Annotated in this window: 14 protein-coding genes; 5 read left to right on the top strand and 9 right to left on the bottom strand. The window is 70.8% G+C overall.

The window, feature by feature from the left end:
- Positions 1 to 1,004 (bottom strand): AMP-binding protein (locus ACTS11_RS10625; protein WP_442640285.1); only part of this gene is annotated, 1,004 nt, incomplete at its 3' end.
- Positions 997 to 1,443 (bottom strand): hydroxyphenylacetyl-CoA thioesterase PaaI, encoded by a 447-nt coding sequence (gene paaI, locus ACTS11_RS10620; RefSeq protein WP_442640284.1) that lies wholly within the window; start codon positions 1,441 to 1,443, stop codon positions 997 to 999. The genes ACTS11_RS10625 and paaI, both read right to left, overlap by 8 nt.
- Before the next feature lie 110 nt (positions 1,444 to 1,553).
- Between paaI and ACTS11_RS10615 the strand changes: the two genes are divergently transcribed.
- Complete coding sequence (locus tag ACTS11_RS10615; protein ID WP_442640283.1) at positions 1,554 to 2,387, top strand: class I SAM-dependent methyltransferase; 834 nt, start codon at positions 1,554 to 1,556, stop codon at positions 2,385 to 2,387.
- Here the strand turns inward: ACTS11_RS10615 and ACTS11_RS10610 are convergent.
- A complete protein-coding gene (locus tag ACTS11_RS10610) occupies positions 2,375 to 3,100 on the bottom strand; it encodes a class II aldolase and adducin N-terminal domain-containing protein (protein ID WP_442640282.1) in 726 nt (241 codons plus the stop codon). The genes ACTS11_RS10615 and ACTS11_RS10610 overlap by 13 nt on opposite strands.
- A gap of 204 nt (positions 3,101 to 3,304) precedes the next feature.
- Between ACTS11_RS10610 and ACTS11_RS10605 the strand changes: the two genes are divergently transcribed.
- Positions 3,305 to 4,210 carry a LysR family transcriptional regulator gene (locus ACTS11_RS10605; protein ID WP_442640281.1) on the top strand — a complete coding sequence of 302 codons (906 nt, stop codon included), beginning with the start codon at positions 3,305 to 3,307 and terminating at the stop codon, positions 4,208 to 4,210.
- Between the two features lie 4 nt (positions 4,211 to 4,214).
- Here the strand turns inward: ACTS11_RS10605 and ACTS11_RS10600 are convergent, their stop codons facing one another.
- Genes ACTS11_RS10600 through ACTS11_RS10590 form a run of 3 tightly spaced genes read right to left on the bottom strand, consistent with a single transcriptional unit; the run spans position 4,215 to position 6,641 of the window.
- On the bottom strand, positions 4,215 to 5,165 hold the full coding sequence (locus ACTS11_RS10600; protein ID WP_442640280.1) for an OmpA family protein: 951 nt from the start codon (positions 5,163 to 5,165) through the stop codon (positions 4,215 to 4,217).
- 16 nt (positions 5,166 to 5,181) lie between these two features.
- Entirely contained in the window at positions 5,182 to 5,916 is a 735-nt protein-coding gene (locus tag ACTS11_RS10595; RefSeq protein WP_442640279.1) for a GNAT family N-acetyltransferase, read from the bottom strand.
- On the bottom strand, positions 5,913 to 6,641 hold the full coding sequence (locus tag ACTS11_RS10590; protein ID WP_442640278.1) for a competence/damage-inducible protein A: 729 nt from the start codon (positions 6,639 to 6,641) through the stop codon (positions 5,913 to 5,915). The genes ACTS11_RS10595 and ACTS11_RS10590 overlap by 4 nt, the downstream gene beginning before the upstream one ends.
- A 53-nt stretch (positions 6,642 to 6,694) precedes the next feature.
- Here ACTS11_RS10590 and sfsA point away from each other — a divergent pair, with 53 nt between their 5' ends.
- From sfsA to radC, 3 genes are read left to right on the top strand one after another with little or no spacing between them, the layout of a single operon-like run.
- Positions 6,695 to 7,450, top strand: coding sequence for a DNA/RNA nuclease SfsA (gene sfsA / locus ACTS11_RS10585; RefSeq protein WP_442640277.1), 756 nt, complete (start codon positions 6,695 to 6,697; stop codon positions 7,448 to 7,450).
- A 3-nt stretch (positions 7,451 to 7,453) separates the two neighbouring features.
- Positions 7,454 to 8,305, top strand: a complete 852-nt coding sequence (gene map / locus ACTS11_RS10580) for a type I methionyl aminopeptidase (protein ID WP_442640276.1) — start codon at positions 7,454 to 7,456, stop codon at positions 8,303 to 8,305.
- A 34-nt stretch (positions 8,306 to 8,339) separates the two neighbouring features.
- The gene (gene radC, locus ACTS11_RS10575) at positions 8,340 to 9,116 is read left to right on the top strand and encodes a RadC family protein (protein WP_442640275.1); all 777 of its coding nucleotides are present in this window, start codon (positions 8,340 to 8,342) and stop codon (positions 9,114 to 9,116) included.
- A gap of 5 nt (positions 9,117 to 9,121) precedes the next feature.
- Here the strand turns inward: radC and ACTS11_RS10570 are convergent, their stop codons facing one another.
- From ACTS11_RS10570 to ACTS11_RS10560, 3 genes are all read right to left on the bottom strand, one after another.
- Positions 9,122 to 10,681 (bottom strand): phosphate ABC transporter substrate-binding/OmpA family protein, encoded by a 1,560-nt coding sequence (locus ACTS11_RS10570; RefSeq protein ID WP_442640274.1) that lies wholly within the window; start codon positions 10,679 to 10,681, stop codon positions 9,122 to 9,124.
- A 21-nt stretch (positions 10,682 to 10,702) separates the two neighbouring features.
- On the bottom strand, positions 10,703 to 11,767 hold the full coding sequence (locus tag ACTS11_RS10565; RefSeq protein ID WP_442640273.1) for a hypothetical protein: 1,065 nt from the start codon (positions 11,765 to 11,767) through the stop codon (positions 10,703 to 10,705).
- Between the two features lie 140 nt (positions 11,768 to 11,907).
- Positions 11,908 to 13,121 (bottom strand): preprotein translocase subunit SecA (locus tag ACTS11_RS10560; RefSeq protein ID WP_442640272.1); only part of this gene is annotated, 1,214 nt, incomplete at its 5' end.

Here is a 13,121-nt window from a genome sequence, read left to right as displayed (position 1 = left end):
ATCATGTCGTCCGAGCGGCCCGTCACCTTCTCCATCCGCCGCATCGACCGCGCCGTGCCGGGCAAGAGGCGGGTGAGGTCGCGGGTGCGGTAGCGGATGATCGGGAAGGCCTCCTTCGTCAGCGAGGTGAAGACCAGTTCGCCCATCTCGCCGTCGGGCAGGACTTCGCCGGTCGCGGGGTCGATCACTTCGGGGTAGAAGTGATCCTCCCAGATGTGGAGGCCGTCCTTCGTCTCGACGCACTCGTTGGCGACGCCGGGCCCCATGACCTCGGAGAGGCCGTAGATGTCGACCGCGTGCATGTCGAAGGCCTGCTCGATCTCGAGCCGCATGGCGTTGGTCCAGGGCTCGGCCCCGAAGATGCCGACCGTGAGAGGGCTTTCGCGCGGGTCGCGGCCCTGCTCGCGGTATTCGTCGAGGATCGACAGCGCGTAGGAGGGCGTCACCATGATCGTCGAGGCGCCGAAATCCTCGATCAGCTGCACCTGCCGGGACGTCATGCCGCCCGAGACGGGAACGACCGTGCAGCCGAGCTTCTCCGCGCCGTAATGCGCGCCGAGCCCGCCGGTGAAGAGGCCGTAGCCGTAGGCCACGTGGACCACGTCGCCGGGCCGCGTGCCGGCCGCGCGCATCGAGCGGGCGACGACCGTGGCCCAGGTGTCGATGTCGCGGGCGGTGTAGCCGACAACCGTGGGCCGCCCCGTGGTGCCGGAGGAGGCATGGACGCGCGCGATCCGTTCGCGCGGGACGGCGAACATCCCGAACGGGTAGTTGTCGCGCAGGTCCTGCTTCACGGTGAAGGGGAACTTCGCGAGGTCCGACAGCTGCCGCAGGTCGTCGGGGTGGACGCCCCGGCCGTCGAAGGCGCGGCGGTAGTGGGCCACGTTCTCGTAGGCGTGCCGCAGCGACCAGCGCAGGCGGTCGAGCTGGAGCGCGGCGATCTCGTCGCGGCTGGCGATCTCGATCGGGTCGAGATCGGTCTTGCGCGGCGTCAGGTCACGCATCGGTCGCCTCCCCGTCCTCGGCGAAATGACTGCCCGCGATCTGCCGCGAGGCGCCCCGGAACAACGCCACCACGCGCCCGTCGCCGCCCGTCACGGTCACGTCCGTGAGGCCCGAGCGGCCGGTCAGGGACACCTCGCGCGCCTCGGCGGTCAGGGTCTCGCCGCCGCGGCCCGGGCTGAGGTAGCTGATCGTGTTGTGCTGCGCGACCGCCACGCGGTTGTGCGAGTTGCAGGCAAAGGCGAAGGCCGAATCGGCGAGCGCGAAGATCACGCCGCCGTGGCAGATGCCATGGCCGTTCAGGTGCTCGTCCCGCACATCGAGCGACATGCGGGCGAAACCCGGCCCCACCGTGTCGAGCCGCATCCCGACCCATTTCGACGCCCGGTCCCCGGCCCACATGGCCTCGGCCGAGCGGCGCGCGCGTTCCTCTGGCGTCATGGCGGCCCTCCCTCGCGGCGGAGCTTGTTGCAAAGCCGACCGGCCGGTCAAGTCTGTCGATGCGCGAAGGACGCTTGGCGCTGTCGCGGCCCTCGTCTATTGGGCTTTCCATGAAGCTGAAGTCCGTGGAACTCGACGCGACCGCGCTCATGTCCGAGGTGATGTTCGGGCATGGCTACGCGCATTACGGCTATTTTCCCGACGGCGTGCCGGAGGTGCTGTCGGCGCAGGCCGTGGGCGCGGCGCAGCAGGCGTATCTGGAGAAGCTCGCGGAGGCGATCGGCACCGTGCCCGGCGGCGTCGCGCGCATCCTCGACGTGGGCTCGGGCACCGGGGCGAATGCGCGCGCGCTGATCGAACGGGGGTTCGCGGTCGCCTGCGTCTCGCCCTCGGCGCAGATGAACGAGATGGCGCGCGCCAAGCTGCCTCCGGGCACGCCCGTCACCGACGCCTATTTCGAGCGCTTCGAGACGGAGGATCGCTACGACCTCTGCCTCTTCGCCGAGAGCTTCCACTACATCGACCTCGCGGCCGCGCTCCGCCAGTCGGCGCGCTACGCGGAGAAGGGCGTCGTGATCTTCGACTACTTCCGCCGCCCGGGGCGGGAGCATCGCGACGGCACGCGGGGCACGCACGCCGCCTTCCTCGCCGAGGTCGCGCGGCAGGGCGCGTTCGAGGTGCTGTCGGACGACGACATGACGGACGCCATAACGCCCACCTTCGTGATCCACGAATACCTCAAGAACGAGAAGGTCGCCCCCTTCGTGCAACGCTTCCGCGCGCAGCTCAGGCAGGACTACCCCTGGCGGGCCTGGGCGCTGGAGAAGGCGTTCGGGCGCACGCTCGACAAGCTCGGGCGCCGGACGGGACGGTCGGAGAAGTTCGCCCGCGAGCACGAGTACCGGCTGATCGTGATGCGCCGGACGGGCGCTCAGGCGGCGTAGTCCGCCTCCTCCACGTCGAGCACCTCGCGCATCCCGCGGAGGAAATCCGCCTCGGCCTGGGCGTCGCCCTCCTGCTGTCGGGCGGTCAGCTCGGCCACGTCGGGCGACAGCTCGCGCAGGGGGCGCCCGGTCTGGAGCGCGAGGATGTAGGTCCGTGCAGCACGCTCGAAGTAGTACATGCGCATGAAGGTCTCGGCGATGGTCTCGCCGATGAACAGGACGCCGTGGTTGCCCATGATCATGGTGCGCACCGATGGGTCCTGGAACAGCCGGGCGCAGCGCGTCCCCTCCTCCTCCAGCGCGAGGCCGCCGTAGTTCTCGTCCACCACCTGCCGGTTGAAGAACATCGCCGAGGACTGGTCGATCGGCGGCAGGCGGCTGTCCGCGAGGCTGGCGAGGACGGTCGCATAGGTCGAGTGGACGTGCATCGCGCACCGCGCGTGCGGCACATGGCGATGCAGGCTGGCGTGCAGGCCCCAGGCGGTCGGGTCCGGCGCGTCCTCGCCCTGCGCGCTGTCGGGATCGTCGGCATCCACCACCCAGAGGTCGCCGGCGCGGATGCGGCTGAAGTGCTTCCTCGGGTTGATGAGGAACCGCGTGCCTTCGTCGTTCACCGCGAAGGAGAAGTGGTTCGCGACGCCCTCGTGCATGTTCTCGCGCGCGGTCCAGCGGAACGCCGCCGCCAGTTCGGCGCGTGCCTTCAAATGGTCCATTTTCCGGCCCTCCAGAGACCCCGATCCACCCGAGGGTAGCCTGTGCGGTGCAACCCGCAAGCCCATTCCGGCGTTGTTAGGGCTGTTGCTGCGCCACGAACGATCCGCGCAAATTCCCGGCTTTGAACAACCGCCGACCCCAATGGCGCCCCAATTGAAAGCGAACGTCCGCGACGGGCTGATTTGCATCACGAAGGTACATCGATGGATCGTTTGACTGAAATGGAAGCCTTCGCCACGGTCGTCGACCAGGGCGGCTTCACCGACGCGGCAAAGAAGCTCGGTATTTCCAAGTCCGCCGTGTCCAAGCACGTTTCCAGCCTCGAGGCCCGGCTCGGTGCACGCCTTCTGAACCGGACCACCCGCCGTGTCAGCCCGACCGAGATCGGGCTTGCCTATTATGACCGCGCCCGTCGCGTCCTGAACGACGCGGGCGAGGCCGATGCCCTGGTGACCGCAATGCAATCAGCCCCTTCCGGCACGCTGCGTGTCGCCATCGCCACCGATTTCGGTGTCAACCACGTCTCGCCGATTCTCGGCCGGTTCCTCCACCAGTACCCGGACATCACGGTGAACATGGAACTCAACAACCGCTACGTGGAGTTGATCTCGGAAGGCTTCGACATGGCGATCCGCGTGGGCGAGCTGGAGGATTCGAGCCTCCGCGCGCGCAAGATCTGCGAGACGCAGAAGCGCATGATCGCCTCGCCGGCCTATTTCCAGACCTACGGGCGGCCGAAGCGGATCGACGATCTGAACGATCACAAGCTCCTGCACTACTCGAACAGCTCCTCCACCAACGTGTGGAAGATCACCGCCCCCTCGGGCGAGCAGCGCCAGGTCCGGACGGGCGGATGGCTGACGGTGAACGATGGCCAGTCGCTGCTGAACGCGGCCATCGGCGGGCTGGGCATCGCCTACCTGCCGAGCTTCCTCTATGCCGAGCCGATGCGCGAGGGCCTGCTCGAGGACGCGATCCCCGACCTTCCGCTGGAAGTTCTCGGCATCTACGCGGTCTATCCGCCCGGCCGGTTCATCCAGCCCAAGGTCCGCGCCTTCATCGACTTCCTCGTGGACCAGTTCCGCGACAAGGGCCCCGCCGACTGGTAGGCGGTCACTCGGACTGAAGCAGCACGACCTCGACCCTCCGGTTGGCATCCCTGCCATCGGGGGTCCGGTTCGTGGCGCGCGGCGCGAGATAGCCGATCCCCGCGGCCTGCACCTGCCTCGCATCGACGCCGAGCGTCTCCACGAGATACCGCCGCACCGAGACGGCGCGCGCCTCGCTGACCGCCATGTTGGCCTCGAGCCCGCCTTCGGTATCGGTGTGCCCCACCAGCACGACGCGCCGCGCCGCGTTCCCGGCGAGGAAGCGCGCGAGCTCGTCGAGCGAGGCGTAGCTGCCGCCGTCGAGACCGGAGGCTCCGGTGCCGAAGCCGAGATCGTCGAGGGGGACGTGACCCTCCGCGAGCAGGCGTTCGGTCAGCGAGCCGGTCATCGCCGGCGCGGCCTGCACCGGGGCGGGTTCGGTCGGTTCGGCCTCGGGGATCGCCTGCGGCGCGGTCTCGCCGCCCACCTGCGCCGCGTTGACATAGAGCGTCGTCCCGCCCTGCGACACGGTCAGCGCGACGGCCTCCCCCTCCCCGCGCGTGGCCGAGACGTAGCGGTAGTTGCCGATGTCGACATGCATCTCCGGGCTCTGCCCCATGTCGAGCGCGTGGCGGAAATCGAAGCCGCCGCAAGCGCGGTCCCGGCAGGAGAGGACGATCTCGTAACCCTGCGCGCGGAGCTGTGTCTCGAGCGCCTCGGCGACGGTCGCGACGCTCGCCTCGCCCTCGGCGGGCACCTGCCACGTCGTCCGGCGCACGAGGCCCGAGGCCGGGATGGTGGGCACGGTGTCGCCCGTCCAGGGGCCGGTGGCGATCTCGTGCCGGCCGGCGGTGGGGGGCTGCGTCTCGACGGCCTCGCCGCCCGGCGGCAGGGCGATCTCCAGCGCCGGGGCGCCGCCCGGCGCAAGCGCCGCGAAGGCCGCGAGGGCGGCAATGGCGCGGATGCGTCCCCTCATGCCCCTCCGGCCGGTTTCATTGCGCGCGATAATGATACTGTCCCACAGCTTCCATTCCCAGAGAAGCGTAAAGCCCGAGCGCCGGGGCGTTGTTCCGGGTGACGAGCGCGGAGAAGGTCGTCGCGCCCTGTCCCGCGGCCCAATGGGCCGCAGCGCGGACCATGGTGCGCGCGAGACCCTGCCGCCGCGCCCGGGGCGTGACCTCGAGCGCGTGGAGCATCGCGACCCCCCCGTCGAGCGCGACGAAGGCGGTGCCCGCGGGCCGGTCTCCGATGCGCCCGAAGATCGAGGTTCGCGGCCCCTCGGCCCGCGCCATGACGGCGAGCCGCGCGGGGCCGATGCCGCCCTCGGCCCAGATCTCCTCCTGCACCGCGAGAGGGGGCCAGATGTCGAAGCAGCTGACGGGCGGCGGCGCCTCGGCCACGGCGGCGACGCCGGCGGCGAGGATCAGCGTGGCGTCGCGCGGGGCATAGCCCGCATCGGCGAGCAGCGTGGCGAGCGGCTCCTGCCAGCCGAAGACCATGAAGAGCGCCGCCTGACCCGCCGCGCGCTGGGCCTTGGCCACGGCGGCGACCTCGGCCGCGGTGACGCCGATGCCGTCACCGCCGGTGTCGATGAGCTGCGCGGCCGTGACGCGATTGCCGCCGCCACCGCCCAGCGCCACGCGGAAGGAGCCGACATCGCGGACCGCCTCCGGCGGCCAGGTGGCGGCGATGGCGCGCGCGGTCCGGACCGGGTCGATCCCGGTCATCCGGCCTCCGGGAACATGCGCACAAGCTCTCCCATCACGCGGTCGACGGCCGTGCCGTCCTGGCTCCGCACCACGATGTTGGAGCCATGCACCCCGTCGCGGAAGAACGGGTAGGAGCCGATCGAGACCTCCGGGTTCGCGGCGGCGAGGTCGCCGAGGGCGGAGGCGATGTCGCCCTCTCCCCGCACCACGCGCAGCGACTGCGACAGGACCGGCGCGCCGCCCGTCAGCCGCGGCAGGAGGCCCGCGAGCATCGCCTCGAAGATCGAGGGGACGCCCGCCATGACATGCACGTTGCCGGCTGAGAAGCCGGGCGCCGCCGACACCGGGTTGTCGATGAGCGCCGCCCCCTCAGGGATGCGGGCCATGCGCAGGCGGGCGGCGTTCAGCTCCTGCCCCTGCCGGTCGTAGTGGGCCTGCAGGATCGCGCGCGCGTCCTCGCGGATGCCGAGCGGAACGCCCAGCGCCTCGGCGATGGCGTCGGCCGTGATGTCGTCATGGGTGGGGCCGATGCCGCCCGAGGTGAAGACGTGGTCGTAGGCGCCAGACAACGCGCGCGCCGCCTCGACGATGCGCGCGTGCTCGTCCGGCACGATCCGCACCTCGGCCAGGCGGATGCCATGGTCGGTCAGCGCCTTGGCGAGATGGTGCATGTTGGCGTCGCGCGTCCGGCCCGAGAGGATCTCGTCCCCGATCACGAGCATGGCGGCAGTCGGATTCTGCATGGGAAAGGCCCCGTCCCTTGGCTTCCGGTCCGCTCCGGTATAGGCGCGGATCCATGCGCTTTCAAACGCCGCTTGTGCCCGCGAGGCTGCTCCGCCGCTACAAGCGGTTCCTGGCCGATGCCGAACTGTCCTGCGGCACGGTCGTGACCGCGCATTGCCCGAATCCCGGCAGCATGATGGGCCTCGCCGAGCCCGGCATGCGCATCTGGCTCGAGCCGAACGACGACCCGCGCAAGAAGCTCAAGCACGCCTGGCGTCTCGTCGAGCTGCCGGAGGGCCACCTTGCCGGGATCGACACCGGCGTGCCGAACCGGATCGTGGGCGAGGCGCTGGCCGCCGGCCGCATCGAGGCGCTTTCGGGATACACGACCATCCGGCCCGAGCAGCGCTACGGCACGAACAGCCGGATCGACTTCCTCCTCTCGGCGCCGGGGCGTCCCGACGCCTACGTGGAGATCAAGAACGTCCACCTCCGGCGCGCGGGCGACTGGGCCGAGTTTCCCGACTGCGTCACGGCACGGGGCGCCAAGCACCTCGAGGAGCTTCGTGCCATCGTCGCGGGTGGCGGGCGGGCCGTGATGCTCTACGTGAGCCAGCGCAGCGACTGTGCCCGCTTCCGCCTCGCGCCCGATCTCGATCCGGGCTATGCGGCGGCCTTCGACCGGGCGCGGGAGGCGGGCGTCGAGATGCTGTGCCACGGCACGCGGATCGCCGTCTCGGGGATCGAGCTGGCCGGGCCGCTGCCGGTCGATCCCGCGCCGCAGGCCGCGCGTTCGGCCTTACTGGAAATCGACACGGAAAGTCCTTAGGTTATGCGCGACCAAGCCCCCCGGAGACATGTCTTGGACGACTTCAAGGGCCGCCTGACGAAGGACGGCATCCGCATCCACAGCCGAGAGGACTTCGCCGGCATGCACCGCGCCGGGCGGGTCGCTGCGGACATTCTCGACCGTATCGGACCCATGGTCGCGCCGGGCGTCACCACCGGCGAGATCGACGAGGCGATCGAGCGCATGGTCGAGGGTGCGGGCGCGACCTCTGCCACGATCGGGTATCGCGGCTATGCGCACGCGAGCTGCATCTCGGTGAACCACGTCGTCTGCCACGGGATTCCCGGGAACAAGGTTCTCAAGGACGGCGACATCCTCAACATCGACGTCACCGTGATCGTCGACGGCTGGTACGGCGACACGAGCCGGATGTACGTCGCCGGCACCATGGGGCGGAAGGCCGACCGGCTGGTTCAGGTGACGCATGACGCGCTGATGAAGGGGATCGAGGCGGTGCGGCCCGGCGCCACCTTCGGCGACATCGGCCACGCCATCCAGACCTTCGTGGAGGGCAACCGCATGTCCGTCGTCCGCGACTTCTGCGGCCACGGGCTGGGGCAGGTCTTCCATGCGCCGCCGAACGTGCTGCACTACGGGCGGCCCGGAACGGGGCCGGTCCTCGAGGAAGGCATGTTCTTCACCATCGAGCCCATGGTGAATCTCGGCCGTCCCGAGACGAAGGTGCTGGCCGACGACTGGACCGCCGTGACGCGGGACAAGAGCCTCTCGGCCCAGTTCGAGCATTCCGTGGGCGTCACCGCCACGGGGTGCGAGATCTTCACGCTGTCGCCGGCCGGGCGCTTCCACCCGACCTGGGACCGAAGCGCGGAGTAACGGCGGGTTAACCATTTCGGGCGAGGCTCGGGCCATGCCCGACCAGCCGACCTTCCGCTTCGACGACATGTCCGCGAGCTTCACCGGACAGCCGGTGGAGGCCGCGCCGAGGCCCGCCGCCGGCCCCTCCAGGGGGGCGGAGGGTCACCGCCACGCCCACCGCGACCGCCTGCGCCAGCGCTTCACCGAGGGGGGCGCGGATGCCGTGCCGGATTACGAGCTCCTCGAGATGATCCTCTACCGCGCGATCCGGCGCGGCGACACGAAGCCGCTCGCCAAGGACCTGCTGAAACGGTTCGGCGACATCAACCACGTCCTCGCCGCCCCGCCCGCGCGGCTGCGCGAGGTCGCGGGCGTGGGCGAGCAGGTGATCTTCGAGCTGAAGCTGATGCAGGCCGTGGGGCACCGCATGGCGCGCGCCCGCGTCATGAAGAAGCCGGTCCTGTCCTCCTGGGACGCGCTGCTGGAGTATTGCCAGGCCGCCATGGCGCACCGGGACATCGAGCAGTTCCGCGTCCTCTACCTCGACCGGAAGAACATCCTGATCGCCGACGAGGCGCAGGCGGAGGGGACGGTGGACCACGTTCCCGTCTACCCGCGCGAGGTGGTGAAGCGCGCGCTCGAGCTGAACGCCTCGGCGCTGATCCTCGTGCACAATCACCCGTCCGGCGATCCCACGCCCAGCCGGTCGGACATCGACATGACCTACGCGATCCGCGACGCGGCGGAGGTGTTGGGTCTCGTCCTCCACGACCACCTCGTGATCGGCAAGGCGCGGGAGCTGAGCTTTCGTTCGGAGGGGTATCTCTAGGCCGCCTACTCGACCCAGACCTCGACGCGGCGGTTGACCGCGCGGCCCCAGTCGGTGTCCTCGCAGGCCATGGGCAGCGCCTCGCCGAAGGCCTCGGTCCGCAGCTGAACGCGCGCCCCGGCACCCTCGGCGGCGGCGCGCACGGCCTCCATCACCGCGTCCGCGCGGCGTTCCGCGAGCCGCGTGTTCACGATGGCCGAGCCCGCGCCGTCCGAGAAGCCGACGAACAGCAGCGTCCGCCCGTCGAAGGCCCCGCGCTCGATCGCGGCGGCGAGGCGGCCGACGGCGGCGCGCGACTGGGTGTCGAGATCGGCCGCGCCGCCCTCGAAGCGGAAGGTGGGCGAGAGCCGTTCGGCCGCGCCGAGGCGGCGCAGCATCGCCTGGAGGTCCTCGAGCGTCACGTCCTCGCCCGCCGCCAGAACGGCGTTCCGCAGCCGCTCGCCCTGGAGCGTCAGGGGCGTCCGCGTCAGCGTCTGGTCGACGAAGCCCGCCTGCCGGACGATGCGCTCGGCCTCGCCCGTCTCGGTGAAGGCGAGGAACTGCCGGACGAGCTGCGGCAGCCGGTAGGGCGCGAGATAGAGGTAGACGGGCGCGGTCAGCGGATAGTCCTCGGACTTCACCGCGTCCGCCGTCGCCGACTGGGAGAAGTCGCATTCCCCGGTCAGCGGCAGCGCGCGCGCCGGACCCGTGGAGGAGCGCGAGGTGATCCCCACGGCGAAGGCGTCGCCCGCCACCGCGCGCGCAAGCTCCGCCGCGCTGTCGTGGCGGACGATGCCGGGGCCCAGCGGCCGGTCCGTGGCTTCGAGGAGGCGCAGCGCGAAGTCCTGCGCGGGACCGAGGCCCGGCGCGAGAAGGTGCAGGGCCACCGGCGCGTCCGGTCCGCCGAGCTCGGTCCAGCTCTCGATCTCGCCGGAGAAGAGCCGCGCGAGATCGGTCATCGACAGCTCCGCCACCGGGTTCTGCGGCGAGACCACCGGCACCAGCGCATCGAGGGCCAGCACGCGCACCCGTCGGGTCAGGGGCGGATCGTCCGGCGCCTGGTCGCGCGCGGCGAGACGCTCCGCCTCCTCCGGCTCGCGCAGGGCGAGCGCCATGTCGACCTCGCCGTTCAGGAGCGCGAGAAACCCCTCGTCGGTCGTGCCCGGCGTGACGAAGAAGCGCGCTGCGGCCTCGCCGTCCTCGCGGAACAGCGTGTGGACGGTGCCGCCCGCGACATCCTCCCGGACGGCCTCCATCCCGCGCGCCTCGGCGAAGGCGGCGATGAGGTCCGGCAGCAGCCCCTCGGCCACGGTGGCGGCTCCGGCGATCCGCGCCTCGGCGACGAAGCTGGTGAGGTCGGGGCAGCCCGGCCCGGCGCAGGTGACGCCCTCGGCCGAGACGGTCAGGGGGCCGTAGATCGTCTCGATCTGGTAATAGGCCCCGTCATAGGCGAGGAGGTTGCCCTCGAGCTCCACGCTGCCGTCGAAGGAGCGCAGTTCCACGTCCTGCGCGAAGGCAGCCGGGCCGGTCACGGCGACGAGGATCAGGGCTGCGGCCCGCGCTGCCGCGCCGATGCGATGGAGCATGAGAACGGGACGACGCTTGCCTCAATTGGCGGCGAGTCTCGGCTCCCCCACAAGATTTTGCAACACCAGAGTGTCGCCAACGGCCTCGCAGCCCGGATAGGTGAAGCGGATCTCCGTCTCGTCGAGGCGGCCGCCGAGGCTCCGCAGGAGGCGCGCATCCGCCTCGCCGGCGCAGGTGGCGCTCGTGATGGGCGCGTCGACCGAGATGGCGGCCGACCCGCCCGAGAGCGGGCGGGTATAGACCTGCGCGAGGAGCGCCGGGGGTGCGTCGGCATCGCCCAGAAGCGTCAGGAAACCCGCGCCGGTCTCCGCCGCCTCCGGCCCGCGCGGGGCGCTCCGGTGAACGTGGCCCTCGGACATCCAGGCGGCCCCATCCTCGAGGGCGTGAAGCTCCATCCCCAGAACGCCGGGGAAGGCGAGGGCGACGCGCTCGAACCCGTCGAGGTCTGGCACGTCGAGCGACAGGCTCCGCTCGGTCCCGTCCTCGAGGAGGACGGAGACGCGCGCCGCGCGCTCCATCGCGGGCAGGTCCAGAGTGAGCAGGCCGACGATACCGGTGCGGGCGGTGAAGGTCAGGCCTGCGTGGCTGACGGTCACGACGGCGTCGGGATGGCAGGGCGCGCTGACGTCGAGGGCGATGGTCGCGCCCGGCAGGGCCTCGGCGGCGATGTCGAGACCGCAGGGAAGGCCGAGCGGACTGAACCCTTCGGGCGATCCGCTGGCCGGAACCCCGGGCGCGGCGTCGGGCGCCTCCGGGATCGCGGGCGGGACCAGCGACGCGGGGTGCAGGACCGCGTCGGTCGGGAACTCCGCCTCCGCCGCCGAGGTGACGGGGCCCGGCGGCTCCGCGAAACCCGAGCGCGGCGGCAGAAAGTGGGATTGCATCCGGGCGAAGCCGTCGGGAACGATGGCGGTCTGTGGGATGGCGAGCGGTGCGGTCCCCGGCCCCGTGGCGCGAAACGCCAGGGCGTCCGCCGGAGGGGTGTAGATGCCAGGCAGCACGTTCGCCTGCGCCGCGAAGAGTGCCGTGCTGCCGCCCACGACCATCACCGCGACCGCGCGCGTCGTCGATTGCTTCAAAGCCATGTCCACGCTCCCTCGTCCATCGCACGCGGAGGTGCCGCGTGCGGCAACGGAGCGGTCAGGCTGCGCTCGGAATGCGGCGGGAATTGGGAGGCAATGGACAGAGACCGGGGAGATTGTCTCCCCGGTCGATCAATTCCCGCTCAGGCGAGCCGTCCGTGGCAGTGCTTGAACTTCTTGCCCGAACCGCAGGGGCAGGCGTCGTTCCGGCCGGGATTGCCCCAGGTGTCGGGGTTGGTCTCGTCGAACCCGGCGACGAGCGGCTGCGGCGCCTCCGCCGCGGCGGGCCCGGTGCCGGAGGCGGCCGCCGCCGTCTCGAGCTCGCGCTGGGCCGCGGCCTGCTGGGCCTGGAGCTGGCGGATGATCTCGGCCTGCTGCTCGGCGGTCAGCGGCTGGATGCGCGCCAGCTTCGAGCTCACGTCGGCGCGCAGGCCGTCGAGCATCCGCTCGAAGAGCTGGAAGGACTCGGTCTTGTACTCGTTCAGCGGATCGCGCTGGGCATAGCCGCGGAAGCCGACGACCGAGCGCAGGTGCTCCAGCGTCAGGAGATGCTCGCGCCACTTCTGGTCGATGGTCTGGAGAAGCACCTGCTTCTCGATGTTGCGCATCTGCTCGGGGCCGAACTGCGCGGCCTTCGAGGCCATGTATTCGTCGGCCTTGGTCTCCAGCCGCTCGCGCACGACCTCCTGGTCGACGCCGTCCTCGGCGGCCCAGTCCTCGATGGGCAGATCGAGGCCGAGCGTCTCGCGCACCGCCTGGCGCAGCCCCTCGGTGTCCCACTGGTCGGCGTAGGAGCGCGGCGGCATGTGCGTGTCGACGAGATCCTCGATCACCTGGTGGCGCATGTCGCGCGCAACCTCGGCGATCTCCTCGGCGCCCATGATCTCGTGGCGCTGGGCGAAGATGACCTTCCGCTGGTCGTTCATCACGTCGTCGAACTTCAGGAGCTGCTTGCGGATGTCGAAGTTGCGTCCCTCGACCTTCGCCTGCGCCCGCTCGAGCGACTTGTTCACCCAGGGATGGACGATGGCCTCACCCTCCTTCATGCCGAGGGTCGACAGCATCTTGTCGAGCCGGTCGGACCCGAAGATGCGCATGAGGTCGTCCTCGAGCGACAGGAAGAAGGAGGAGCGGCCCGGGTCGCCCTGGCGGCCCGAACGGCCGCGGAGCTGGTTGTCGATGCGCCGACTCTCGTGCCGCTCGGTCGCGAGGACATAGAGGCCGCCGGCGGCCTTCACCTTCTCCTCGTCGGCGGCGTGCTCGGCCTCGATCCGGCGGCGGATCTCCTCGTGGTCGCCCTCGGGGGTCGCGGCGATGGCCTCGATCACCTTGAACTCGGCGTTGCCGCCGGGCTTGA

This window comes from Roseicyclus sp. (genome assembly GCF_052168335.1).
Taxonomy (GTDB): Bacteria; Pseudomonadota; Alphaproteobacteria; order Rhodobacterales; family Rhodobacteraceae; genus Roseibacterium.
Note: the sequence above shows the minus strand (reverse complement) of the source record. Positions and strands in the feature narration are given on the sequence as shown.